Genomic DNA, 25,793 nt, shown 5'->3' on the forward strand with positions numbered 1-25,793 from the left:
CCCACTTCGCGCGACCCTTGGCGTGATGCGTCGACGGTCGGTCATGATCGCCGAATTATGGTGGCTACGGCCAGGCTGCCGTTGTCCTTGCGATGATCTGGAAGCTCGCAATCCCGGCATCCAGGCGGGCCTCTGCGATGCGTCACCATAATCCGCTTCAAGCAATGTCATTACCAAAGAGGATTCGTGCAGCACGAGACCGTGGAGACCCTTGTGGACCGGTGGAGCACTTCACACCAGAAATCGCGCCGATCAATGTCTATCTCAACGGGCTGTCATTTCATCGTTGGGAGCTCTTGCATTGGCCACCCGCATGATAGCTCGAGTGATGCTTTCGGACTTCGATTAAAGCGAACCCCTCTGGTCACTATTATCCCCGATTGGCTCCATGTCGATCCATAGTTCGGATCGTTTCTCTCGGAGAAACGTCCCGCAGGACGCTATATTCCGCCCCCGCCAGTTCCGAAACTCGTTCAGAATGCAAATTGAGATAACTGCGATGTCCCGTACGTCGCGCTTGGTGAGGTCATCAACCTTTGGATCAGTTTGCTTGGAAGGTGGCCCGGTCCCTCGCCTAGACCACCCAAACCGGTGCGCGGCCAAGCCTCACGCTGGTTGCCGGTAAACAAGTTCGAGGTAACTAGCGTGAATGGTGATCGGATGTCGCGCGCCATCGAACAGGATACGAACTTGCGATTTTGTTGCGCCATACCCGACGACCTTGCAGGATCCAGAGCCTTTGCGGGGGCTGCGGCGTCTTCCTAGGCTGTTGAGCTGACATCGGGCCCCCACTTCAAACTTACCGTCTTCCACGACTTCCCCACGCTTTAGAATAAGTATCGAACTAAAGCGCCATTTCGCCGGTTTGGTGACCGGTACATCAGCTGTTATTGCAAACTGTAAATATGGCCCGAGTGGCTTCCGCACTCTAGCAGTCTTCCCGCGTAAGGCTGGGTGGCCGCTTTGCCAATTTCCCGATTCTAGGCACGCTGGGCGAATCTATGAACGTGGCCCGCGGCAGTGGGGAGCGCTACCGCTCTCCGTTGGCAAACGTCGAGAGACCCCGAAACCTTCGGAGCTCAGGTTCAAATCGGGGAACGCACAAAAGCCGGGACCAGGATCAGCACCTCCCGCGCTTCACGCTATTGAACTGTGCCCGGTATCGGCCCAAACGGACTGCGGCATCTGCAAGGCGCGCCGGGAGGTGCAGGGGGAGCACGGCAAATTATCGGAGGAGGTCCCGGCGGCCCAGGAGAAAATGCCACGCACCTTAAACGAGGGGGTGGAGGCGGAGGTGGTCCGAATCCTGGTGGCCCGACGGGCGGCGGAAAAGGCTGAGCCGGAGCGCCATGCACCGCGCACAACATGATCGCAATTGCGAGAGCCAATTTGCGCATGATGAACCTCCGCTGCACATTAGCAACATGCCAGAAGATTCCGTCGTCGCAAGCACTGACACGTTTATCGAAAGACTTCGCAACATTTCTATACTTATAGAAACAATGTAGCCTCCGATGAGGGCCGCCCGGGAGGGACGAATATTGTTCAATGATGCAGGTCCGCAGATAGGAGCCAAAGTCGTTGTAAACTTCTATTCGTAAGAGCTACGTTTGAAGAATGGGTACTCAGTTAGTTGCGAGAGCCCTCATTCCATTCAATCAGGGGAGGCTGTCATGCAAAGGCGCACGATATCCCGTCGGCTGTTTACAGGGTGCTGGGGTTTGATTGGAGGGCACGTCGAGGATGGTCGTGTCGCCGTTCCTGGCGAACTCATTGCGCCACTCGCGCAAGCACACCTCCAGCTCGAGGAGCACGGGGCGGCGACGCTAATGGTGCACACGTAAGTGCTTCTCTGCAGAAGACCGTCGATCTCCTGCTCGATGGCGAACGGAACATCGATGCGCTTAGCCGCCACTGCTGAGCCGCGCGAGGTCCAGGAATTTGCGCCTGCCGTGCGCCCAGCAAGCGGCCTTTATGATCGGGACCGCCCTTGAGATTGGCCTCCTAGTGCCTGCCAAACACGCGGCGTAGAGTTAGCCTGCATGGATCCGACGCAGCCCGCCAGATGCTTGCTCCGGCTGCCCACCGTCACAATCGGGCGCGCAGAAGAACGCGGCCGCCAGCTGATCTGGACCGAGCAAACTCACGGTCATCGCGCACGTAGGTCCAGAGCAACGGAATCTCGGCGAGGTCGAGCGCCCTCGCCTCCTCTACGGCAGCTTCCAGTTAGAAGTGTAGTAGGCCCCCGTGGCCTTCGTGGCTCAGCCATCCGGCATATAAACTGCCGGATGGCTGTTGCCGTTTGCTAACTCCAGACAGGTTGGCTTAGAAGTTGCGCTGAGCGCGGAGCAGCATGGTGATCATGTTCTGGCCCTTGGCTTCGTATACGGCTGCGGGCTTGGCAGCCGCCGCCGACGCCGTACACGCGCCCGAGAACGTGCCGGAGTACTTCTGATCGAGATGCGTCCAGCTCAGATCCGCTGTGAAGGCAAGGTTCTTCACCGGAGTCCAAACCGTATTCACGCCGACCGCAGCCAGATTAAAGTTCGGGTTGCAGGTGCCGGCGAAGCCGAGCAACGAAACCGCGTTGGCGCAGATCGTAGCCGAGCCACTGGAACCGTACGTCAACTGACCGTACGCACCGTAAATAGCGCTCGCCCAGTTAGGGCTCCAGTTGTGGGTGTAACCACCACGGAAGCCCCATGTCTTGACGGTTTCGATCGACGAGCCGGTAGTGAAGACACCGTCAGCAATACCCATGCGATAGACGGCTGAACCAGCTTTCTCGCCGCAAGTGCTCGAGACGCCGGTCTCAATCATTTGCGCAGAATTTGGCTACGGGCTGCGAGCGGGTTGAGGCATCCCGCAAATTCGCTGCGGGATGCTTGTTGCTGTTTCGCTGCCTGGTCAGCTAGGCCGACTCAGAAGTTGCGCTGAGCGCGGAGCAGCATGCTGATCGAGTTCTGGTCCTTCAACTCATAGACGGCTGCTGGCTTGGCGGCCGTACTAACGCCCGGGCTCACGATGGTGCCAGAATATTTCTGGTCCAGATGCGACCAGCTCAGGTCAGCCGTGAACGACAGGCCTTTGACCGGGGTCCACACGGTGTTGACACCGACCACTGCGAAATTGAAGTCGGGATTGCAGGAACCGACGAAGCCGAGCAACGAAACGGCATTGGCGCAGATAGCGGTTTTGCCGGCTGAACCGTAGCGCAGCGAAGCGTAGCCGCCATAGACGCCGCTCGCCCAGTTCGGGCTCCAATTGTGGCTGTAGCCAGCACGGAGCCCCCAGGTCTTCACAGTCTCGATCGACGAGCCGGTGGTGAAGACACCGTCAGCAACGCCGGCGAACCCTACGCTCTGGTAGGCACCAGACACGCCAGTGCTGCCGTACTTGAAGAAGGACTGCGGGAATAGGTTCTGGAAGTTGTAGCGAGACGCGCCGTCCGTATAGACAGCTTGCAGGTTGATGCTGTCGCCAGGTCCCGTCGGGATGTTCTTGATCGACAACGCTCCTTGGATGGCCCAGCCCCACTTGTCGGAGGGATGACCGGTGGCTTCATTCGCGCCGTAATAGGACGCATGGAGCTCATGCGCGGCAACCGACAGCTGAGCCAGACCCCAGGCCTGGTCGACACGAACCTGACCGACGATATCGGGCGAACGCGTGCCGCCCCAGGAGTTGGTGCCATAGACGCCTTGAACCATGTTGGCTGCGGTCGCACCCGACAGGTTCCAAAGGTTCGACTGGCCACCTGAAGTCGACGTCATGTCCTGCAAAGCGACCGAAGCGGTGATGCCCTGGCCGAAGTCAGCCGTGTAGGCGACCTGGTTGATGCCGGTCACGTTGTTGCTGCCACCCGGAATGGTATCGGGGCCGCCAGCCGGATAGCTCTGCCACGGCGCATCGAAGATCGAGACCGTGCGGCCGAAGGTGAAACCCGCGAACTGGATGAACGCATGGTAGAGACCGAGCGTGGCCGCGTTGGTCGAGAACGCCGAGGGATTGCTGCCAGTGACGTTCGCGGCGTCATAGGTGAAGACCATGTCAGCGTAGGTGCGAACAACGCCGTACTCGGTTGCCGTGCGCGTATCGATGTTCAAGTCCAGACGAGCGCGGCTGTAGTAGTAGTTGGTCAGACGGTTGTTCGACCCGCCGTTCACGCTGCTCGTGCTGTTCTGGAAGCCATAGTCGCCGGCGCCGCCGAGAACCATGTCGGCGCGGACGTAACCACCCAGCTTGATGCAGGTGTCGGTGCCCGGGATGTAATAGTAGCCCGCACCGTACAGGGAGCAGATCTTCACGTATTCGACCGCTTTGGCCTTCACGGGGAGATCCGCTGCCTGCGCTCCACCCACGGCGATAAGACCCGCCGCAGTGCCGAGCAAAAGGCTCTTCGTCAATTTCATGCTTAACCCTCCAAGTTGAACCGGGCGGATTGGACGCTATCGGCAACGGCCCACCGCCCCTCATTTCGCCGCTCGCTCACATCCGATCACGGATCCCGAACGGAACGACTTCAAGGTGCCCCCATCCGCCGCTCGAACTTCGATACTTCACTATAACAATCATTTCCATTACTTGTTTTTATTAATCGATGGAATACAGCGCCCCTGTTGTAGACACGCAACACTTCTTCACCTCGAACAGAAATTGTTCATTGCTAACAGAAAAGCCCTCGGGGGGGCATCCCGAGGGCTGGCTTCCTTGGAGGTTTAGCGCAGTGTTTCAGAACCCCTCACGGGGAAGATTTTGAACCGCCCTAAACGCATCTGATAATTATCTTAATTACTTGATTTATGCAAGTCTAGACGAGAGATAATGCTTAAGTTTCAGTCAGACACGAGCGCAAAGCTCTGCATCGCAAATAAATATCTGGTAAGATGACCCGTCTCACGATACCGCCGTCTCATTCTTCCCAATCGCCCTGAACCGGACATGACCGATAAGAAGCTCGACCGAGCAATCAGCGATTTTGTTTGGAACGTGGTCGAGATCCACTCCCAGTTGGAGGAGATCCACAAAAGCTGGGCCGAGCTGCTCGGAATCACAGAACCGCAATGGTTGATTTTGATGGCGGTCGACGAGCTCGATAAGGGCCAAGGCGTGGCGGGGATCGAGGTCGCGAACAAATTGCGGATTCATCAGGCGTTCGTTACGAACCAGACGAAGAGCCTTGAGAAGAGCGGGTTTCTGTCGCGAAAGCATCGTGCAGACGATGCGCGTTACGTCTTGATGTCACTTACTTCCAAGGCCCGGACTGAAATTGCAAAACTCTCCAAACGAAAACTCGCTTTGAATTCGACAATGTTCAACGAGTTCGACGAGAAGACCTTGGAGGAACTGAACGTCGTGCTGACGACGATTGCGAAGAATGCGCGGTTGGCCGCCCGCTTGCTCTCCATTGACATCTCGTAATCAAGCGGCGGACGTATTGACCAGACCCTTGAAGATACGGGGCAGACAAAGAGCGACTGACACTCGCTGAGCCCGGCTGTATAAACTTGGGCCAAGAGTCCTTCTCTTGGACACTCTTGAATCAGTGTCCCCCAAGGCACCAACCCCGAAGTGCCGTGAAGGGATTCGTGAATGAGACCTCCGTAGCCTTGGCAAAGGTTTGCCGCGTCGAGCCTTTGCCCCTGGTTTTGACCGTTTCGTGCCGACTGCCCGCAACAAATACCGTATGAGGAGCCGAGGCGAAGCCGATGCTCTGGTAGGCCGTGCTGGAGCTACCGAACATTGAGTACGAGCTGCCCACCAGGTTCTGGAAGTCGTAGCGGGTCGCGCCGTCGGCGTAGACGCCGGACACATTGATCATGTCATCCGCACCGATAGGGATGTTCTTGATCGACAGAGCGAGCTGAATCGCCCAGCCCCATTTGTCGTCAGGATGGCCAGTGGTCTCGGTCGCGCCGTAGTAGGCGACATGGTTGTCCTTCGCTGCGACCGGCGCCAAGGAGCGGTTTTCTATTGCGGCAACAGGGAGCGGACGACGCGCGCTTCATTCTGATGTCGCTCACGACAAAGAGCGATCACAGAGATCGAATAGTCATGTTATCCAAACGAAAGCTCGCTGTGGACTCGACGATGTTCAATGAACTCGACGAGACGGCCTTGACTGATCTAAACGCTGCTCTCGCGGAAATTACCAAGAACGCCCGGCTGGCCGCACAACTATTGGCTATAGATGTCTCCTAGCATCTTGCACCTGACTAGGTCTCTTGCTTAGCACTTCGCCGGACTGACGCGAGATGCATCTACGACCGGACTAGAGGTAAGTTACTGGATCAAATCGGCCGGCAGATCCGAATTTGAAGCCAATCCAATCCAAGACGAAATCGTCCACGGCAATAAAGTTTTCGATCTCGTCTCGAGGGTATATGATGCGATTCGGCACGACGATCGAGCAATCAGCTCCGGCCTGCCGACAATCGGCCTGCAGCTCTACAGCGTCTTGCTCCCGGACCATTGAGCGATGCCCGACGACAACGAGAATCGGACAAGGCACGCGGCGTGACAATCGCAACGAACCAATCCAAGACTTGTCACCCACGCGCATTTCAACGCCGGTCATCCAGGGAACTAGCGCTCGGCGTCTGACCGAAGTCCAAAGGTTGCCATCGCATACGGCAGCGGCTATCCTGCGATCCAAAAGGGCTAAGTTGGACGCATAATGGGCGCCCATCCCCTCGCCATAAATTGCGATCCTTTTTATATCGACGTCCGGGCGAGACTCCAAATAGTCCAACCAGCACGCAAGGATGTGCTCGGGTCTGAATGGGCGGCGAATAGTTGCATTGGAACCATCGATGAGAAGGAGTGATATCTCGCGACCGACCGAGGCCGGCAGCAGCCTGCGCGCCATCGAGTGCAGAGTCACCTCATCGTCGGCAACGCAGATGATCGCTGGCGCGGGAGATCCGTGACAGGACGCCCGAAAAAAAACGCCGGACAGCAGCCCCTGATCAAGATAGTCAACTTCCACTCGCTCGATCGATTTACCCAGGTAACCGTCGAAACTGCTAAGCGTTGAGCCGACTTCCAGGTCAACTCTCGCAGGGTTTTCTTGACAACATAGACTTTTCGCGACCTCAAGTGCCGTCAGAGAACACAGGCACTCCTCGCGTGCAATCTGCGTCAAACCACTTTGGCGCGCGGACTCGGCCAACGTTCGATACTCGTTTCCGATCCTCGCCCAATCCAAAATCCATCGATTTCTGTACCGTTCTTGAACAAGCTCAACGATTGATAGGCTTTCGAAGAAAGCGGACGCGCGTTTTCGAAGACGTACTACGCTGTAGCCGCTTCCGTCATTAGTATCCGGGCGGCCCATGATCATGCTCCATTTCCCAGCCCGGACTGCGCTGCCAGCAACCGAAACCTGCGCGACATCAGCGATTTTGATAAGGGACCACCGCCACATGCACCCGAATTTTGGCGCTGCGGCGATGGTCCACGATGGACGCAAAACTTGGGGAAGTTTCTGGCGACGCGAACGCGGATTAGCGCGGCGACGTGACGTCATCAAGCCAAGAAGATTGTCATCGTGTAGCGTCGTGTAACCAAGTATTTTCGCAAGAGCGCTTCATCCGTCCACGAAGCGTTTAGCCGCACAAAGCGACCTAACTTCTGAAGCGTACCGGTCTCAGGCGCTCGAGCCCAAAACGCAGTGTCGGAAAGCCTGCCTCGTAAGGCACGGAACGAGCGGTGGCTTCACGAGCCCGCGGCGCTGATATAGCCACCACACAACTAGCTGGTTTGCGTCAAAACCTTCTCAGTTAGGAGTTCGTTTTACTTTCAGGCGCGCGCCGTCGGTAGGTCGGGGTGTCATTCGGCATGCAAAATTTGCAAGCCGATTGACGGAATACGACGCAGTCCAGCCGCTGCCGTTCGTCGCATCCATGGATGCGACTAGTCCCGAGTCTAGGTCGGCGCGCACCGCAATGCGGATGGCGTCCGCACCGCGGATGTTGATCCCGGCCCATCGATAGGCGTTATGGCCCATATGCCGCAAGTTCGCGCCCCTCGGATCAGACTTCTTCACGGACGACCGCCAAATCCTTCCTCCGATAAGCCGCAGCGCGCGTAGGCCCGTCCTAAAACTTCGGCGGGGTTCACTTCGGGCATATTTGCCTGAATGGCGAGACAGGTTCTTCGCTTTCGATACGGAAGGTCACTCGTACAACGAGGCCAGTCGGCTGCCTTTGGATCAGTTCCAAGGTTCCGCCATGCGCCTCAACGATTTCCTTCACGATGGAGAGGCCGAGACCGACGCTCTCCGGCCTGCCAGACCGAGCAGGGTCGAGGCAAACGAAGGGCTCAAGAACGTCCTTGAGCTTGTCTTCCGGAATACCGGGACCGTCGTCGGCGACATCGATCTTGATGCGGTCGCCGTTGGTTGAAGCCGTGACAACTACAGATGAGCCGAAGCTGATGCCATTCTCCACGAGATTGGTCAGCGCGCGAGTGATTGCGCTAGGCCGGCAGAAGAGCCGAATCTGCTCAGGTCCCTCATAGCTAATGGCCGCGCCACGCTGCTCGAACTCGTCGCAGACGGTCGACAGCAGCGCCCCGAGATCGAGCCATTCGCGTTGCTCCTGATCCGATCCTCCGCTCAGGAATGCGAGCGCGGAGGATACCATCGCCTGCATGAGCCGAACATCCCTGAGCAACTTTCCGCGTGCGATATCCGTCGAGCTGGTGTCGAGCTGCAGGCGCATACGGGTGAGCGGCGTGCGCAGGTCGTGGCTGATGGCGGCCAACATGCGGGTACGGTCCTGGAGCGAGCGCGTGACGCGTTCCTGCATCAGGTTGAAGGCGCGCGCCACACGCCGAATCTCCAGCGGGCCTTCCTCTTCGATCGGCGAGATCGCAATGCTGCGGCCAAAGGCGTCAGCCTGTTCCGACAGGCGTCGCAAAGGCCAGATCACGCGCCAGACGGCCCAGGCAGACATGGCAGCAAGTGCGACACAGAGGAACAGCAGCGCGCCGACAAACTGAAACGTGAGAACCGGCGGATCAGGCGTGGTCTTGCCGGTGCGAATGTCGAGCGTCTGATCGCGCAGTCCGATGACGGCCTGGATCCGCCGCTGCGGCTCGCCCGAAGCGCATGAGCGGACCGTGACGTCCGCCGCATCCTTGCCGAGCAGAGCCCGCAGCACGGCCTCGAGATCGCGGGTGTCGGTCGTCACCTTTCCGCAGAGCGCCGGCGCCTGCGTCAGTCGAACCGACAGGTCAGGACGCTGCGCCCCGGCAATGACAAGGGAGCGCCCGCTGTCAGGCAATGTCCGCAAGGCATCGACGAGGTTCACGATGCGGTAAGCCGGCGGCCAAGGCCAGGGTGGCTGCCGCGACACGATCGGGTTCAGCTCCCACAGCAACGCCAGGAACAGCACGAAGGTGATTACCGAGGAGGTGGCGATGATCGCGAGAATCTGTCCGAGCGTCGTGGAAAAGAAGCGACGCATCACTCGCCCGCGACTTCGGGATGAAAGGCATATCCATCCGCCCGGACGGTGCGTATCGGGTCGGCAAGCGGATCGTCGCTGGCGAGCTTGCGACGCAGACGACTGACGAGGAGATCGATCGATCGCGTGGAGATGGCGAACCCCTCGCCGCGCGTCAGCTTGATCAGCTCCTCCCGCGAGAGGACCTTGCGCGCATTCTGGCAGAACACGAGCAGCAGGTCGGTCTCGGCGCCCGTCAGCGGTATACGCACGCCCGCCGGCGAGCGCAGAAAGCGCCGGTGCGGATGGAACGCGAAGCCCGAGAAGCGCAGCACCGGTTCCGCACCGGGCCGCTGCAGCTCCTCGTCGGCGATCGGCCCGCGTCGCAGCACGGCGCGAATGCGGGCCAGCAGTTCGCCGAGATCGAAGGGTTTCGAGACATAGTCGTCGGCGCCGAGCTCGAGACCGGCGACCTTGTCGGTCGGCTCGGACAGAGCGGTGACCATGATGATGCGCGGCCCGCCCGCCGCTCGCAACCGCCGGCAGAGGGTAAGACCGTTCTCCCCGGGGAGCATGACGTCGAGCAGGACGAGATCGACATCATCATGCGCGAGAACCTCGTCGGCTGCTTCCGCCCTCTGGGCGACGGAGATCGCGAACCCATTGCCGCGCAGAAAGCCCGCAAGCGGCTCGGAAATATCCGGATCGTCCTCGACGATGAGGATATGGGCTTGGGTCAAGGCTTCCTCCGCTTGGCGGCCAATCTAACCCATTCTAACTCATTGCTCGGCTAACGCTCATGCGAATCTGCTCAGGCGGCAGCGCCTGTTCATGTTCGATTTTGAACTAGAGAGGTGCCTTCGGACAGGCAATACAATCGAATTTGTCAATTCTGACACAATATATGGATGCACATACACTTCGATTAGTTAGTTGATCCCGCACCGCCATTCGGTTTGATGGCTCCGGACGCAGTCTCTCAGACAGCATCCTGCCAGCGTCAGTGGGGCGGTTATTTTCTATGGACACACGTGTCGAACCTCCGTTGAAGCCGGATGCTCCTCTTGGCGCCGAACGAACACAGGGTCGGCGTGTCTGGCCTTGGCTTCTGCTGCTCGTTGTCGCTGTCGCCGGGATCATCGTCTGGCGCCAGCCCTGGAAGTCGGCGATGAGCGGTCCGCCAGGCGGGTCCTCGTCGCAATCCGCGCAGTCCGTGGCAGTTGCCGCGGCGGTGAAAGGCGACATCCCAGTCAGGCTCACTTCCCTTGGCACAGTGACGTCGCTGGCCACGGTGACGGTCAAATCGCAGATCAGCGGGTATCTGACAGGAATTCACTTTCGCGAAGGGCAGATGGTGAAAAAGGGTGACGTTCTCGTCCAGGTCGACCCGCGCCCCTATGAGGCGCTGCTGGCGCAATATCAAGGTACGCTCGATAAAGACCAAGCCCTGCTCGACAACGCGCGCCTCGACCTCGAGCGCTACCAGCGGCTGATCAAGCAGGATTCGACATCCAAGATGACGGTTGACACCCAGGCCGCGACGGTTCGTCAGTACGAGGGCACGGTCCGGGCCGACAAGGCACAGGTCGACACCCAGAAGCTCAACCTTGAATATTGCCGCATCGTCTCGCCGGTCGACGGCCGGGCTGGGCTGAGGCAGGTCGACGTGGGCAACTATGTCACCGCCTCCGATACCGACGGCATCGTCGCGGTCACGCAGATCGAGCCGATTTCGGTGGTGTTCACGCTGCCCGAAACCAGCCTTCGGCAACTGACGAAGCGGCTGCGGACCGGAGCGAAGATCAGCGTCGCCGCCTATGACCAGGCCAACATCGAGAAGCTCGCCGACGGTACACTCGACGCGGTCGACAACCAGATCAGCACCACCACCGGCACTGTCAAATTGCGGGCGGCGTTCGACAATGCGGACGGGACACTGTTCCCGAACCAGTTCGTCAACGTCACGCTGCTGATCGATACGCTGCACGACGCCATCACCGTGCCGGCGGCGGCGGTGCAGAGCGGCACGCCGGGCACCTTCGTCTATCTTGCGAATGCCGACAACACGGCGTCGCTGCGCAAGGTCACGACCGGGCCCTCGGCCGATGGCCGCATCGCCGTGCTGTCCGGCCTTGCCGAAGGCGACAAGGTGGTGGTGGACGGTGCCGATCGCCTGAGCGACGGAGCGAAGATCGGCATTCCTGCCGCCGCGACGCCGGCGGCGAAATGAACCCCTCAAGCCTCTTCATCCGGCGACCGGTGGCGACGACGCTGCTGATGGTCGCGCTGTTCACGGTCGGCGTCATCGCCTGGCGTTACCTGCCACTGTCGGCCCTGCCGAGCGTGGAATATGCCACCATCCAGGTGCAGACGTTCTATCCGGGCGCGAGCCCCGACGTGATGACCTCCGCCGTCACCGCACCACTCGAAAAGCAGCTCGGGCAGATGGCGGGGCTCAAGCAGATGTCCTCGCGCTCGTCGGGTGGCGCCTCGGTGATCACGCTTCAGTTCGAGCTCTCCGTCACGCTGGACGTGGCCGAGCAGGAGGTTCAAGCCGCCATCAACGCGGCCAACTCGCTCTTGCCCGACGATCTCCCGGCACCGCCGGTTTACGCCAAGGTCAACCCGGCCGACACGGCCATCCTCACCCTGGCAATGACGTCGTCGACGCTGCCGCTCACCGACGTCCGTACGCTCGCCGACGCACGCCTCGCGCAGAAGATCTCGCAGCTCTCTGGCGTCGGGCTGGTGACGTTGAGCGGCGGCCACAAGCCGGCGATCCGGGTGCGCGCCAACATCCGCAAGATGGCGGCCTACGGCCTGAACATCGACGATCTACGCACGACGCTCGACAACATCAACGTTAATACGCCGAAGGGTACGCTCGACGGCCCGCACCGGTCGTACACGATCGACGCCAACGACCAGATCGAGAGTCCGGCCGACTATCTCGACACGGTGATCGCCTACAAGAACGGCCGGCCGGTCCGGCTATCCGACGTGGCAAATGTGGTCCGCGACGCGGAGGACACCCAGCTCAGCGCCTGGATGAACACGACGCCGGCGATCATCCTGAGCGTGCAACGTCAGCCCGGCGCAAATGTCATTAAGGTCGCTGACGGCATCAAGAAGATGCTGCCGGAGTGGACGGCGGACCTGCCGTCCTCGGTCACCGTCAGCGTGCTGACCGATCGGACGACCACGATCCGCGCCTCGGTCGAGGACGTCCAGTTCGAGCTTGCGCTGGCCGTCGGCTTGGTGGTGATGGTGATCTTCCTGTTCCTCCGCAATCTGCGCGCCACGATCATCCCGAGCCTATCGGTGCCACTGTCGCTGGTCGGCACCTTCGCGGTGATGTATCTGTGGGATTTCAGCCTCGACAATCTATCGTTGATGGCGTTGACCATCGCTTCGGGCTTCGTCGTAGACGACGCAATCGTCGTCATCGAAAACATCAATCGGCATATCGAGGCAGGCCTGAGCCCGCTCGAAGCCGCACTGAAAGGCTCGCGCGAGATCGCTTTCACGATCATCTCGCTGACCGTCTCGCTGCTCGCGGTTCTCATTCCGCTGCTCTTCATGGGCGACGTGATCGGGCGGCTGTTCTACGAGTTTGCCGTGACACTCGCCGCAGCCATCGTGTTGTCGGCGATCGTCTCGCTGACGCTAGTGCCGATGATGTGCGCGCGACTGCTACGCAGCGAGCACAGGGAGACTTCGGCTCCCGCCCGGCGCGGATGGTTCGATCACCTGCTCGGCGGATATGACAGGGTGCTCACCGTCGCACTGGATCATCAATGGATCACGCTCGCGGTGGCCGCTGCCACAATCGGCGTCACCGCCTGGCTCTATCTCGTGGTACCCAAGGGCTTCTTCCCAGTTCAGGACACCGGCGTCATCCAGGGCATCACGCAGGCAACCCAGTCCATCTCCTTTTCGGACATGAGCGCGCGACAGGTGGCGCTCGCCGAGGCCGTGCTCAGGGACGCGGACGTCGTCAGCCTGTCCTCCTTTATCGGCGTCGACGGCACCAATACCACCCTCAACGTTGGCCGGATGCAGATAAACCTGCGCTCGAAGGACGAGCGAACCGCCACGGCCAGCCAGATCATCCGCCGTCTGCAGCGGGAGGTCGCCGACGTCACGGGCATCACACTCTACATGCAGCCCGTCCAGGACCTGACCGTCGATACGGAGGTCAGTGCGACCCAGTACCAGTTCATTCTGGACAATCCCTCGCTCGATGCATTGAGCGCCTGGACGCCGAAGCTGGTTGCGGAACTGCGCAAGGCGCCGGAACTGGCGGACGTGACGAGCGACCTTCAGGACAACGGCCTGTCCGCGACGGTGACAGTCGACCGGGCGACGGCCGCGCGATTCGGGATCACGCTCGCGACGATCGACAATGCACTCTACGACAGCTTCGGGCAGCGCATCGTCAGCACGATCTTCACCCAGTCGAACCAGATGCGGGTCATCCTGGAAGCCGATCCGAAACTGACCCAGGGACTAGCATCGCTCGATTCGATCTATCTGCCATCCTCGACCGGAACCGGCCAGGTCCCCCTCTCCGCCATTGCGCGCGTCGTGACCGGCCGCAAACCGGTGCAGATCGGGCATCTCGCCCAGTTTCCGGCGACCACGATCTCCTTCAACCTCGCGCAAGGTGCCTCGCTTGGCAGCGCCGTCGACATCGTGAAGAAGGCGCAGAAAGCAATCGACCTGCCCGCCAGTTTCGGCACCAGCTTCCAGGGCACGACGGCGGCGTTCCAGTCGTCGCTCTCGAACGAGCTCTACCTCGTGCTCGCGGCCGTGCTCGTTATGTATGTCGTTCTCGGCGTGCTCTATGAGAGCTTCATCCATCCACTCACGATCCTGTCGACGCTTCCGTCCGCGGGCATCGGCGCGCTGCTGGCGATGGAGGTGACGGGCGCGGACCTCGACATCATCGGCGTGATCGCAATCATCCTCCTGATCGGCATCGTCAAGAAGAACGCGATCATGATGATCGACTTCGCCATCGTCGCCGAGCGCGACGACGGTCTGACGCCGCGCGACGCCATCCACAAGGCGTGCCTGATGCGCTTCCGGCCGATCCTGATGACGACGTTCGCGGCGCTGATCTCTGCGCTGCCGCTCGCTCTCGGCTCTGGCAGCGGCTCGGAGCTGCGCCAGCCGCTCGGCATCGCCATGATCGGCGGGCTCGCGGTCAGTCAGTTGCTGACCCTGTTCACCACGCCCACAATCTATCTCGCGCTGGACCTCGCCGCCGGCTGGCTGCGCGAACGCGGCATCGGCATCGCTGAGCCGGAGGGGAGCGCACCGTGAATATCAGCGCCCCATTCATCCGCCGGCCGGTTGCCACGATCCTGCTAACGCTCGCCATCGCCCTCTCCGGCGTGGTGGCTTTCGGCCGGCTTCCGGTCGCGCCGCTGCCGGCCGTGGACTTCCCCACTATCCGCGTCCAGGCGCAAATGGCGGGCGCAAGTCCCGAGACCATGGCGAGCACGGTCGCCGCGCCACTCGAACGCCGTCTCGGTCAGATTGCCGACGTCACCGAAATGACGTCGGAGAACAGCATCGGCTCGACGAGCGTCATCCTGCAACTTGGTCTCGACCGGAATATCGAAGGTGCAGCCCGCGATGTTCAGGCAGCCATCAATGCCGCGCGCGCCGACCTTCCGTCCGCGCTCAAGAGCAATCCGACCTATCGCAAGTTCAATCCCGCCGATGCGCCGGTGCTCATCCTGGCCCTGACCTCGAAGACGCTCACGCAGGGGCAGCTCTACGACAGCGCCGCCGCCGTGCTCCAGCAGCGGCTGCTCCAGGTTCAGGGGATCGGCAATGTCAATGTCGCTGGCAGCTCCCTCCCCGCCGTGAGGGTCGAGCTCAACCCCGGCCCCCTGGCCCAATTTGGCATTGGCCTCGAAGACGTGCGCGCAGCGCTCTCCGCCGCCAACGCCAACAGCGCCAAGGGTGCGATTGAGGACGGCAGCCAGCGTTACCAGCTCTACGCCAACGACCAGGCCCTGAAGGCTGCCGACTACCGCGATCTCGTCATCGCCTGGCGCGACAGCCGCCCGGTATTCCTGCGCGACGTGGCCGAGGTGGTCGATTCCGTCGAGAGCCTGCGCAACGAGGGCTCGGTCAACGGGCAGCCCGCCGTGATCCTCATGCTGTTCAAACAGCCGGGCGGCAATATCGTCGACATCGTCGATCGGGTGAAGAAGGTGCTGCCACAATTGCAGGCCGCGCTGCCTGCCGACGTCCAATTGACGCTTTCTGGCGACCGGAGCAACACGATTCGCGCTTCCCTCGAGCATACCGAGCAGACGCTGGTGATCTCCGTGATCCTGGTCGTCCTCGTGGTTCTTTTCTTCCTGCGCAGCCTGCGCGCGACCCTGATTCCGGCCGTGACGGTGCCGGTCTCCATCCTCGGCACCTTCGGCGTCATGGCGCTGTGCGGCTACAGCCTCGACAATTTGTCGCTGATGGCACTGACCATCGCCACAGGCTTCGTCGTCGACGACACAATCGTGGTCCTGGAAAATATCGCGCGCCATCGCGAGGCGGGGCTGTCGCGCCTTGAGGCGGCGCTGCGCGGCGCCCGCGAAGTCGGCTTCACCGTCGTCTCGATGAGCGTCTCGCTGGTCGCGGTCTTCCTTCCCATCCTGCTGCTCGGCGGCATCGTCGGACGGCTGTTTCGCGAGTTCGCAATCGTGCTGTCGGTGGCGATCGGCATCTCTCTGGTGCTGGCCCTCACCACGACGCCGATGATGTGCGCACTCCTGCTGCGGGATACAGAGACCCGTCCACCGTCACGTCCGGCCCGCATGGTCACCGGCGCGATCGACGGCCTGCATCATCTCTATGACCTCTCGCTGCGGCGGGCGCTGGCGCATCCGTTCCTGGTCCTGTTGGTCGTCTTTGCCACGATGGCGCTCAACGTCGTACTATTCTCGGTCGTCCCCAAGAGCCTGTTTCCAAACCAGGACGGCGGCCTGATGATGGGCGGCATCACGGCCGACCAGAGCATCTCCTTCCAGGCCATGAAGGCGAAGTTGGCCCAAGCCCAGGCCATCGTCGAGGCCGATCCCGCCGTCCAAACCGTGGTCGGATTCACCGGCGGCCGCAGCACGAACCAGGCGCAGGTCTTCGTCACCTTGAAGCCGCTCGAGGATCGCAGCGCCTCCGCTTTCGAGGTCATGGCCCGGCTCCGCGCGAAACTCGCCGCGATCCCCGGCGCCCAATTGATGATGTTCCCGATGCAGGACCTCGTTATCGGCGGCCGCATGAGCTTTGCCCAGTACCAATACACGTTGCAGGCGGACAGCATCGCCGATCTGCGGATCTGGTCCGAAAAGCTGACTGCGGCGCTGAAGCAGAGTGCGGTCCTGGCCGACGTGTCATCCGACCTGCAGATCGGCGGGCTTGCGAGCAGGGTCGTGATCGATCGCGCAACGGCGGCGCGGTACGGCCTCTCGCCCCGCATCATCGACGCAACCCTCTACGACGCCTTCGGCGAGCGGCAGGTTTCCACCATCTACAAGGCGCAGAACCAGTACCATGTCGTGATGGAGCTGGCGCCGCGTTATCTGGAAGATCCTGAATCGCTCAAGTTGATCCATCTCAGCGCCTCCGGTGAATCGGCCAGCGGCACTTCCTCCACCAATGCCGTGTCCGGGACGGTGACGAGTGCGTCGTCCAGCAGCGCATCCTCAACGACATCCACGAGCTCGTCAGCCACGAATCGCGCCACCAATTCCATCGCGACGTCAAGCGGCGGCTCCGCCTCGAGCGGCGCGGCGGTCTCAACCAGCGTTAGCAGCATGATCCCGCTCACCGCCTTCGCCCGGCTGACTGACGCCACCATGCCCGTCCAGATCAACCATCAAGGCCGGGCGGCCGCGACCACGATCTCCTTCAATCTCGCTCCCGGCGCCAAGCTCGGCGACGCAACGGCGGTCATCGCGCAGGCGGTGCGTGACATTCATATGCCGACCTCAATCCACGGTGGCCTCGCTGGCTCTGCCGGCACGGCGCAATCGGTCATCGCGACGATGCCGTTGTTGATCGGGGCGGCATTGCTCGCCGTCTATGCCGTGCTCGGCATTCTCTATGAGAGCTATGTTCACCCCGTGACCATCCTGTCGACGCTACCATCGGCGGGCGTCGGCGCCGTGCTGGCGCTGCTCCTCGCCAACACCGAATTCAGCGTGATCGCCCTGATCGGGGTCTTCCTGCTGATCGGAATCGTCAAGAAGAACGCCATCATGATGGTCGATTTCGCGCTCGAGGCCGAGCGGGTCGATGGGCTGGCGCCAGCAGAAGCTATCCGGGAGGCCTGCCTAAAGCGGTTTCGCCCGATCCTGATGACGACCTGCGCGGCGCTGTTCGGCGCGGTGCCGCTGGTGCTCGATCACGGCATGGGCGCGGAGCTGCGCCGCCCGCTCGGCATTTCCATCATCGGCGGCCTTATCGTCAGCCAGTTACTGACGCTCTACACCACCCCCGTCGTCTATCTCTATCTCGATCGCTTCCGACATCGCGCGCTCAAAGTCTGGCGCCGCGTATTCCAGGGATCGGCTATAACCGAAGTCGCACGATGAGTGGGTTGCGATCCGTCGGTGCGCTCTGTGCCATCTCCCTGCTGCTGCAAGCCTGCGTCGCCGTAGGGCCGGACTATCTCAGGCCCGATGTCACAACCCCACCCAACTTCAAGGAAGCCCCGAAGGGATGGAAGATCGCCAAACCCTCGAATGGGCTCGATCGCGGGGAGTGGTGGCGCGTCTACAAGGACCCCCTGCTCAATCAGCTGGTGCCGCAGGTCGCGATCAGCAATCAGAATCTCAAGGCCTATGAGGCTGCCTACCGCGAAGCCCTGGCCGTGGTGCGCGAGACACGCTCCTCGCTGTTTCCGACCGTGACGGCCAATCCGTCCATCACGCGCGCACGATCCTCCGGCGCGACCGCGACCACCCAGACGGCCGAAGTCAGTGCGAGCTGGGACGTCGACCTCTGGGGCAAGGTGCGCCGTCAGATCGAAAGTGACCAGTCTTCCGCCGAAGCAAGCGCCGCGGAACTCGCCGATCTCACGCTGTCGGCGCAGGCCGAGTTGGTGATCGATTACTTCGACCTGCGCTATCAGGATTCGCTCGAGCGCCTCCTGAACGACACGGTGGCAGCCTATGAGCGCACCCTCACGATCACGCAAAATCAATATGCCGTCGGCACCGCGGCGCGCTCCGACGTCATCACCGCGCAGACGCAGCTTGCCTCGACGCGCGCCTCCGCCATCGCCGCGGGACAATCGCGCGCCCAATATGAGCACGCCATCGCGCTCCTGATCGGCCGCGCGCCCGCGGACCTGACGATTCCAAAGGCGGCCCTGCCGCAAGCGATTCCCAACATCCCCGTCACGGTGCCATCTACGCTGCTCGAACGCCGCCCCGACATTGCCGAGACCGAACGCAAGATGCAGCAGCAGAATGCGCTGATCGGCGTTGCCGTCGCAGCCTTCTATCCGACGGTCAATCTCTCGGCCATCGCCGGATACTCCGGCGCGTCGCCACTCGTCTCCGCAACCAACCTGGTCTGGTCCCTCGCGGCAAGCGGCAGCCAGACGCTGATCGACGGCGGTAAGCGCTCCGCCGCCGTCGACGCGGCCGGAGCAGCCTACGACCAGAGCGTTGCCAATTATCGCCACACCGTGCTCTCGGCCTTCAAGGGCGTCGAGGACGAGCTGTCCAACCTGCGGATCTACAGGCGCCAGGCAGCTGCCCAAGCTGAAGCGGTCCGACTCGCGCGGCAGGCTGTCACGATTGCCATCAATGAATACCAGGCCGGGACGACGACCTACACGACCGTCGTGACCGCGCAGGCGACCGCGCTGACCAACGAAGAGACGGCTCTCGGAATCCAGCAGAACCGGCTTGTCGCCAGCGCCAACCTGATCAAGGCGCTCGGCGGCGGCTGGAGCGCGTCGCAACTGCAAACTGCCGACTCCAAATAGCCGGCTTTCCTTCTTCGTCGGGATGACGGCGAAATCGGACGACAGCGACCATTGATCGCGGCAGTCGTCGCAATACCGTCATCGGCCCGTAAACGAAAATCGAAAGTCTTGTTCGGATCTCCCAAGCCGCTGTGATGCCTGGCGCAAGTACTGAAATCCGCCGTTCACAATTCGCTAGAACAAGTTACACAACGGCCACTGGCGCACCGAATTGCCGAGCTAATCGGAGAAGCGAGAAGCTCCCGCAAGGAGCGGACGTCATCGTGACCGACGCGCATGTGCAGCGACGGCCCAACAGGGAAGCGGGTACAAGATGAACCAAAGCAGGATTGCCTATTACGCAGACCTCTTCTTCTATCCAACTGTCGTAGTCGGTTTTTTAGTGCTTGACGTTGAAACGAGCCGCTTCACCCTGCATATAAGGTGGTGGTGCACGTTCTTCCTTGGCGCTGTGCTCTGGACGCTGGTTGAATATCTGCTGAATCGATTCGTCTATCATGAGATGCCGATCGTGAAAGAACTCCACGCAATGCACCACGCGCGACCGATCGACTTTGTCGGTCCACCGTTGTGGATGAGCCTCCTCGGGTTCTCTGCAGTTCTTCTGATCCTCTCGCACTTCTTGACGTTCGAGATGGCGAGTGGCGCGACGTGCGGCCTCATTGTTGGATACATTTGGTATCTTGTGATTCATGACGCCGTGCACCGTTGGCGTGTGGACGGGAGTTCCTGGATCCGCCCTCTGAGGCTTCGCCATCTTCGTCATCACCGCAGTCCCACGCCCGGAAACTTCGGAGTAACCACAGGTCTCTGGGACTGCGTATTTGCCACAACGATTGCGCCGCCGATACGTGACCACCGACCCGGTGGGCGCAATTTGCCTGTTGGCCAGAACGAGACCTCCGTCGGAAGCGGCGGGCTCCATATTACCAAAGCATGATCCGCCCGTTCGAAGCCGGACTCCTGGGCGGCGCCTCGACTTTGTCGCTAGAGTGTTGTTCACATTTTGACAAACAAGCGAGCAACTGCCGGTCGTATTATTAGGCAGAACGCGAGCTGATGAAGCCGACGTTTGTCACAGAGTTCCGATCCATTGGTCAGAGCTTTCGTATCTGGCCTTGTTGCTATGCTCGCTAGCCAGACAGACTGAGCACCGTCGCGATCATCACCGAGTTTGCGAGGTGTCGCTCACGCATCCTTCGCGTCCGCCACCAGCTTTTGCGCGAAGTCGTTCAGCCTCGCGCCGGCCCGCAGCCAAAGCGCGAAGAAGGTCGCCTCGCTCACTTCCAGGGAGCATTGATGGACACTATTGTGGCCGTGAGACCATCCCGAGGCATAATCTGCGTCGTCGGGAAACAGTGGTATCCGGTGTTCTTCTCCGTGGCAGTAACCGAGTTGCCATCGAACGCTTTCGGGCGAAAGCCCGTACCCACTCGTGACGAACATCCTAAGAGCTCCAAGGGACTGATCTCTCTTCTCCGTACAAACTCAGGAGAAGCATAGGATTGGCGCTGCTTTGCGGCAGTAGAATTCATTTCGGTTACCAACACCGATCGCGAGAGGAATTTGTATCGGTACGTGCACCGTTTAGAGTGGCCTCCATACACGGCAATCGAGACGAGCCCTCGGAGCATGCGTTATCCCAAGCGCTCGCAATCGAAGGCAGAGGCAACGTCAGACGGGCATATTGCACCGATATGCGCGACGAGCGGCAATGGTTTAGCGGCATGATGGCGCCACCGCCCACGGATTCCACCGCCCCACAGGCTTACAAAACGAAATCAAAATAGATCACGAGCAACATCCCCGACGCATTGACGGCACAGATGATCGCCATGCTTTCCGAAGCAAGTAACGACTGCACGCGGCACGGGATGTGACCCGACGCCGGCATCGCTACTCGCTAGCCTCGCAGCGCTCTGAAAGGTTTGCGGGGGCAGTTGGCCAATCGATTGTGACTTTACCGATGACGCAATTGGGATTCCTCGTTCGGTCGCTAACGGTCTTAGGCGTCATTTTGGAAGCAGGATTTGCTTCCTTATCCGCCGAGACTTTGGAGGATGCGCTGGCCCGGGCCTATCAGAATAGCCCCCAGCTCAACGCGCAGCGTGCTCAAGTCAGATCGATCGATGAGAATGTGCCTCAGGCCTTGTCGGGCTATCGCCCAAAGGTGACACTCACCGGCAGCGCCGGTTATCGATATTTGGATATCCTGTCCAAGGGGAGCGCTAGCGCAACAACCTGGGCCCAGACCGACTACCGTGACGCGCCACGAAGCGCGGCACTTACCGTCTCGCAAACCATTTTTAATGGCAATCAGACCGCAAATAGAGCGCGCGCCGCCGAGACGCAAGTTCTTGCTGCGCGCGAAGTGCTCAGATCGCTCGACCAGAGCGTCCTTCTATCCGCCGTGACAGCGTATATGGATTACCTTCGAGACCTTGCGTCTCTTGACGTTCAGAAATCTAACGTGCGGGTTCTCGAACAAACCGCAACGCAGGCACATGATCGGTTTCTTCTCGGAGAAGTCACGTACACCGACGTCGCCCAATCCGAAGCGCAACTCGCTGCCGGTAAGTCGCAGCAACGTTCCGCGGAATCGCAGTTGGCAACGTCAAAAGCCAACTTCCGGCGCGATATCGGCGACAATCCAGTAAATCCCTCGCCTGGTTCGCCCGTGGACCGATTTCTGCCCGGAAGCTTGAGCGCAGCGACGGAGATTGCGCTCGTTGAGAACCCTGACATCGTCGGTGCAATCCATGACGTTGATGGTAATCATCTTCAGGTCAGGATCAACGAGGGTGCACTTCTCCCGACGGTCGCTCTGCAGGCGTCTGTCCAAAATTCGTACGAGTTGTACGAACAATCAACGAGAACATACCGGTCATTCGGAGCAGCCGCAGCTGTACAAGCCTCCGTCCCCATCTATCAAGGGGGGGCTGAGCACGCGCTCATTCGGCAATCCAAGGAATTCCTCGCCGAACAGCAGCTTGCGCTTGAGAGGGTGCGCGACGGAGTTCGAGCGACTGTTGCTCAGCGTTGGGCGCAACTTGGTACGACAAAGGCCCAGGTGCAGTCGGCCCAAGCCCAGGTGTCGGCCTCAGAGATCGCGTTGAACGGTGTCCGCAGCGAAGCCAAGGCTGGGCAACGCACAACCGTTGACTTTCTCAACGCGCAGCTCGCCTTGGTCAACGCGCGCATCTCGCTGGTCAAGGCACAGCATGACCGGGTGATCGCCTCCTACAACGTTCTCAGCGCAATCGGACGCCTATCGCCGCGAATCCTCGGTCTAAGAACGGCCATCTATGACCCGAGCACCCATTACCTCCAGGTGCGCAACAACTGGTTCGGGACTAAAGCATCCGGCGCGCCGAACCCATGATGATGGGCTCGTGTAGAACGTCACGCTGCGTTGAACACATAGTCAAAGCATCCGGGCCGGGCTGCGTCATTTCTTCGTTAGTATCCTTTGCATAGCCGCCGCAGCCGTGATGGCTCTACTGGCGCTTTCGGACTTAGATCAAGGTGAGGCGGCCTCCGTTCGTGGTCGCGACCATAGTGTTCTCGAACACCGTCATTCCGCCGAATGGGATTGGAATTTGGTGCGTCCGGATCACTCCCAAACGACAACGATCTGCCGCCGGCATACTCACGCCACACCCGGTGTGCGCCATAGATACGGTCGCTGGCTGCGAAGCTGGACTTGCCGCGGCCCAGGCATCAAAGACCTCGTTGCCGTGCGTACGCACCGCGATCTTCGGCGCGCCTGTCGTTCCACCCGTGCAGAAGTAAGATGAGACGGAATGTTCCGCGATCTTCCGCGGCGCGACCAAGCGATCGGCCGGCTGGCCCTGCATCGCCGCGCGGAAATCCACGACCTCGAAATTGGCGTCAGGCACGCTGGCCGCGGCTGCCGCGACCGCCGTCTCCCGGCGCCGCCAAGGTAAGTCATGAGGTCGCGCAGCGCGACCACACGAAGCTCAAGCGCGAACTGCTGGACGGGCTGTACCCTCCCGGCTCCAAGCTGCTCATCGATCAGATCGCCGAACGCTAAGCCTCGGCGCGGTCCGCGAAGCGCTATCGCGCCTCACCTCCGACCGTCTCGTGGTCGCCGAGCCGCCGCAGCGCGGCTTCAGTGTGGCGCCGATCTCGGCGGCTGACCTCATCGACCTGACCGGGGTGCGCATTGACATCGAAACGCGATGTCTGCGGTCGTCGATCATGCGTGGCACTCTAGAATGGGAAGGTCGTTTGCTCGATACCTGGCACCAGCTCTCGCGGACGGCAGCACATGTCGAGCCGGACAGGATCAATCCGGAATGGACGCGCCTGCACGGGCGCTTCCATGATGATCTGATCGCGGCCTGCGACAGCGTGTGGTGGCTGAGGCTGCGCGACCAGCTGTTCCTGCAGGCTGAACGTTATCGCAGGATGCTGCTGCCCTACACCCGGGTCGCGCGGCGCGTCGACCAGGAGCATCGCGAGATCCTCGAATTAACGCTGGCACGCGACGCCGACCGCGCTTCCGAAGCTCTCGCCGCGCACCTGCAGCGCACGGCCGACATCTTGCTCGCCTCCGACGCACCTTTCGCCGACGTGCCGCCTGCTCCGACCTCGGCCCGACATCCTTCAATCAAGGCCGACTGACATCCTGTAAAATGAGAGGACTACATGGCCCGCAAGAGCGTGATCATCACCTGCGCGATCACGGGATCGCTCCACACTCCCTCGATGTCTCCCTATCTGCCGATCACACCCGATGAAATCGTCGCCGAACCGGTTGCAGCCGCAGAAGCCGGTGCATCGATCATCCATCTACACGCCCGTGACCCGAAGGACGGCAGGCCGGTCGCCGATCCGAACGTGTTCATGCAGTTCCTGCCCCGCATCAAGCAACAGACTGACGCGATCCTATCCGATTGCCACGCGCGGGCTCATCGTGCCCTTTGCGCTGGCTGTGGAACATGAGCGCGATCAGGCCGCCCCCGGCCACCAGCGCCAGCATCGCGAAGAAGCCAACGATTCCTGCGCACGGGTCCCTCCATCGGATTCGCGAGGACTTGCACAGCCTTCATGACGAACTGCTGCTGCACCGATGAACGGCCTGGGTTGCGACGTGCGCCGCCTAGCGCCATCCGCAGTGGCGGCGGCCGCGATGCCACCAGCAAACCCAGCGGCGCCTCCGCGGCGGCGGTCGACCCCAACCGGGCGCAGGACCCCAGCCGGGTCCCCAACCGCGAGCGGCCGGCGGTCGACCCCACTGCGCCTGCGCCACGAGGTTTGACTGCCACCCGCAACGGCGACGACCACGATCCCACCAGCAAACCCAGCGGCGCCTGATCGGCGCCGGTTGACCCCAACCCCAGCCTGGGCCGGGGCCCCAACCCCAACCGGGAGTGGGCGGTCGTCCCCACCACTGCGCCTGCATCACGAGGTCCGACGGCCTCGCGGCTTGCCCAAGATCAGAGGCAACCGGCATCGCATCTGCAACCTCGATGAGACGCGCACCTATCGCGCCGATGGCTGCAGCGGCAGCAGCATTTCGCGCGAGACCAAGAAAGGCGCGGCGGGTGGGAGCGTTCATTGTTTCCTCCTCTTTGCTCTTCCGCACGGGCTGAAGTGCGAAGACGGGCGGGCAAGGCCGTGTGAAATCAGGTCGACACCAAGCAGGAAACCAGGTGCCCGCAGGCTGATGGTCGGAAGCGGCACGACGTCAATGCGATTGGCACCGTGGGATGATAGCTTCGAACCCGCACCACCGACATCCGACGAAACCCTGAGCAACAGGGCGGGAATGTTCCCACTGCATGAACGACGAGGATGACGGCAGCCTACCCCATCGTCGTCCTCGCGACCGAGCGTCAGATTGGTGACCCCGCCGCGAGGTTGACTCCGATCGCCCGCTCGACCGACAGCGGCTGCAGCACAACGCTTCGCCGAGAGCCACCGTACGTTGGCACCGAAGCCGGGACCGAATGCAACATTGGCGTGCGCTCCAACATAGCTTCCTCGCAAGACGCCGGAGCCGATCCGCGAGTTCTTGGCGAAGACTGCCCATGACAGGGTGCCGGCTCCGGTCACGCCGATGTCGAGACCAACGCACCGCATCCCTCCCTCCTAGATGTACTGCCGATGCGGTCTTCTCGCGTAAAACACACAACGCAATGACTGCGTTGATCCAAGGACCAATCCGACGCGTGGCGTGCTGAAACACAAGAGCCTGCCGACTCTGAACGTTTCGGCATGCGCGGGGACCGCTGCGACGCACAGCAAGACGGATGCGCCGATGGGTTACATGAAGCCGCATCATTCGCATTCAGGCCTCCAGATCA

The 25,793-nt window shown here is 61.1% G+C and carries 16 protein-coding genes and 3 pseudogenes; 9 read left to right on the forward strand and 10 right to left on the reverse strand.

Annotated features, from left to right (window positions below; genetic code table 11):
* Positions 1-2,325: 2,325 nt before the first annotated feature.
* On the reverse strand, positions 2,326-2,820 hold the full coding sequence (locus AC066S_RS24265; RefSeq protein WP_478270796.1) for a porin: 495 nt from the start codon (positions 2,818-2,820) through the stop codon (positions 2,326-2,328).
* Positions 2,821-2,921: 101 nt separating this feature from the next.
* Positions 2,922-4,412, reverse strand: coding sequence for a porin (locus AC066S_RS24270; protein ID WP_478270797.1), 1,491 nt, complete (start codon positions 4,410-4,412; stop codon positions 2,922-2,924).
* A gap of 529 nt (positions 4,413-4,941) precedes the next feature.
* Between AC066S_RS24270 and AC066S_RS24275 the strand changes: the two genes are divergently transcribed.
* Positions 4,942-5,421: a MarR family winged helix-turn-helix transcriptional regulator gene (locus AC066S_RS24275; RefSeq protein ID WP_478270798.1), complete on the forward strand. Its 480-nt coding sequence runs from the start codon at positions 4,942-4,944 to the stop codon at positions 5,419-5,421.
* Positions 5,422-5,542: 121 nt separating this feature from the next.
* Here AC066S_RS24275 and AC066S_RS24280 read toward each other — a convergent pair.
* From AC066S_RS24280 to AC066S_RS24295, 4 genes and pseudogenes are all read right to left on the reverse strand, one after another.
* Positions 5,543-5,956, reverse strand: a pseudogene (locus tag AC066S_RS24280) (porin); the annotation flags it as partial.
* Between the two features lie 315 nt (positions 5,957-6,271).
* A complete protein-coding gene (locus tag AC066S_RS24285) occupies positions 6,272-7,342 on the reverse strand; it encodes an alpha/beta hydrolase family protein (protein WP_478270799.1) in 1,071 nt (356 codons plus the stop codon).
* Positions 7,343-8,117: 775 nt separating this feature from the next.
* Positions 8,118-9,470, reverse strand: a complete 1,353-nt coding sequence (locus AC066S_RS24290; RefSeq protein ID WP_478270800.1) for an ATP-binding protein — start codon at positions 9,468-9,470, stop codon at positions 8,118-8,120.
* Positions 9,470-10,189, reverse strand: a complete 720-nt coding sequence (locus AC066S_RS24295) for a response regulator (protein ID WP_478270801.1) — start codon at positions 10,187-10,189, stop codon at positions 9,470-9,472. Before AC066S_RS24295 ends, AC066S_RS24290 begins: the two co-directional genes overlap by 1 nt.
* A 305-nt stretch (positions 10,190-10,494) precedes the next feature.
* Between AC066S_RS24295 and AC066S_RS24300 the strand changes: the two genes are divergently transcribed.
* From AC066S_RS24300 to AC066S_RS24320, 5 genes are all read left to right on the forward strand, one after another.
* Positions 10,495-11,679: an MdtA/MuxA family multidrug efflux RND transporter periplasmic adaptor subunit gene (locus tag AC066S_RS24300; RefSeq protein WP_478270802.1), complete on the forward strand. Its 1,185-nt coding sequence runs from the start codon at positions 10,495-10,497 to the stop codon at positions 11,677-11,679.
* On the forward strand, positions 11,676-14,777 hold the full coding sequence (locus tag AC066S_RS24305; RefSeq protein ID WP_478270803.1) for a multidrug efflux RND transporter permease subunit: 3,102 nt from the start codon (positions 11,676-11,678) through the stop codon (positions 14,775-14,777). The genes AC066S_RS24300 and AC066S_RS24305 overlap by 4 nt, the downstream gene beginning before the upstream one ends.
* The gene (locus tag AC066S_RS24310; protein WP_478270804.1) at positions 14,774-18,058 is read left to right on the forward strand and encodes an efflux RND transporter permease subunit; all 3,285 of its coding nucleotides are present in this window, start codon (positions 14,774-14,776) and stop codon (positions 18,056-18,058) included. Before AC066S_RS24305 ends, AC066S_RS24310 begins: the two co-directional genes overlap by 4 nt.
* Positions 18,055-19,461, forward strand: coding sequence for an efflux transporter outer membrane subunit (locus AC066S_RS24315; protein WP_478270805.1), 1,407 nt, complete (start codon positions 18,055-18,057; stop codon positions 19,459-19,461). The genes AC066S_RS24310 and AC066S_RS24315 overlap by 4 nt, the downstream gene beginning before the upstream one ends.
* A 313-nt stretch (positions 19,462-19,774) precedes the next feature.
* Positions 19,775-20,401 (forward strand): sterol desaturase family protein, encoded by a 627-nt coding sequence (locus tag AC066S_RS24320; protein WP_478270806.1) that lies wholly within the window; start codon positions 19,775-19,777, stop codon positions 20,399-20,401.
* A 248-nt stretch (positions 20,402-20,649) separates the two neighbouring features.
* Here AC066S_RS24320 and AC066S_RS24325 read toward each other — a convergent pair whose 3' ends face one another.
* Positions 20,650-20,907 carry a hypothetical protein gene (locus tag AC066S_RS24325; RefSeq protein WP_478270807.1) on the reverse strand — a complete coding sequence of 86 codons (258 nt, stop codon included), beginning with the start codon at positions 20,905-20,907 and terminating at the stop codon, positions 20,650-20,652.
* Between the two features lie 520 nt (positions 20,908-21,427).
* Between AC066S_RS24325 and AC066S_RS24330 the strand changes: the two genes are divergently transcribed.
* The gene (locus AC066S_RS24330) at positions 21,428-22,843 is read left to right on the forward strand and encodes a TolC family outer membrane protein (protein ID WP_478270808.1); all 1,416 of its coding nucleotides are present in this window, start codon (positions 21,428-21,430) and stop codon (positions 22,841-22,843) included.
* A 133-nt stretch (positions 22,844-22,976) separates the two neighbouring features.
* Here the strand turns inward: AC066S_RS24330 and AC066S_RS24335 are convergent, their stop codons facing one another.
* A complete protein-coding gene (locus AC066S_RS24335) occupies positions 22,977-23,360 on the reverse strand; it encodes a hypothetical protein (RefSeq protein ID WP_478270809.1) in 384 nt (127 codons plus the stop codon).
* 205 nt (positions 23,361-23,565) lie between these two features.
* Between AC066S_RS24335 and AC066S_RS24340 the strand changes: the two genes are divergently transcribed.
* Together AC066S_RS24340 and AC066S_RS24345 are read left to right on the forward strand one after the other, a co-directional pair.
* Positions 23,566-24,108 (forward strand): GntR family transcriptional regulator, encoded by a 543-nt coding sequence (locus tag AC066S_RS24340; RefSeq protein WP_478270810.1) that lies wholly within the window; start codon positions 23,566-23,568, stop codon positions 24,106-24,108.
* A 24-nt stretch (positions 24,109-24,132) separates the two neighbouring features.
* Positions 24,133-24,378: pseudogene (locus tag AC066S_RS24345) on the forward strand (3-keto-5-aminohexanoate cleavage protein); the annotation flags it as partial.
* Between the two features lie 944 nt (positions 24,379-25,322).
* On the opposite strand, the gene AC066S_RS24350 reads toward AC066S_RS24345, so the two are convergent.
* Positions 25,323-25,463: a DUF992 domain-containing protein gene (locus tag AC066S_RS24350; RefSeq protein ID WP_478270811.1), complete on the reverse strand. Its 141-nt coding sequence runs from the start codon at positions 25,461-25,463 to the stop codon at positions 25,323-25,325.
* Positions 25,464-25,470: 7 nt separating this feature from the next.
* Positions 25,471-25,734 (reverse strand): annotated as a pseudogene (locus tag AC066S_RS24355) (DUF992 domain-containing protein); the annotation flags it as partial.
* Positions 25,735-25,793: the final 59 nt, after the last annotated feature.

The sequence above is a fragment of the Bradyrhizobium sp. CFUWI genome (assembly GCF_056429085.1).

What these genes read in the sequence shown, in the direction of transcription:
- AC066S_RS24265 (WP_478270796.1), bottom strand. Translation starts at nt 2,820, where the DNA reads ATGATTGAGACCGGCGTCTCGAGCACTTGCGGCGAGAAAGCTGGTTCA.
- AC066S_RS24270 (WP_478270797.1), bottom strand. Translation starts at nt 4,412, where the DNA reads ATGAAATTGACGAAGAGCCTTTTGCTCGGCACTGCGGCGGGTCTTATC.
- AC066S_RS24275 (WP_478270798.1), top strand. Translation starts at nt 4,942, where the DNA reads ATGACCGATAAGAAGCTCGACCGAGCAATCAGCGATTTTGTTTGGAAC.
- AC066S_RS24285 (WP_478270799.1), bottom strand. Translation starts at nt 7,342, where the DNA reads ATGATCATGGGCCGCCCGGATACTAATGACGGAAGCGGCTACAGCGTA.
- AC066S_RS24290 (WP_478270800.1), bottom strand. Translation starts at nt 9,470, where the DNA reads ATGCGTCGCTTCTTTTCCACGACGCTCGGACAGATTCTCGCGATCATC.
- AC066S_RS24305 (WP_478270803.1), top strand. Translation starts at nt 11,676, where the DNA reads ATGAACCCCTCAAGCCTCTTCATCCGGCGACCGGTGGCGACGACGCTG.
- AC066S_RS24315 (WP_478270805.1), top strand. Translation starts at nt 18,055, where the DNA reads ATGAGTGGGTTGCGATCCGTCGGTGCGCTCTGTGCCATCTCCCTGCTG.
- AC066S_RS24320 (WP_478270806.1), top strand. Translation starts at nt 19,775, where the DNA reads ATGAACCAAAGCAGGATTGCCTATTACGCAGACCTCTTCTTCTATCCA.
- AC066S_RS24325 (WP_478270807.1), bottom strand. Translation starts at nt 20,907, where the DNA reads ATGTTCGTCACGAGTGGGTACGGGCTTTCGCCCGAAAGCGTTCGATGG.
- AC066S_RS24330 (WP_478270808.1), top strand. Translation starts at nt 21,428, where the DNA reads ATGACGCAATTGGGATTCCTCGTTCGGTCGCTAACGGTCTTAGGCGTC.
- AC066S_RS24350 (WP_478270811.1), bottom strand. Translation starts at nt 25,463, where the DNA reads ATGTTGGAGCGCACGCCAATGTTGCATTCGGTCCCGGCTTCGGTGCCA.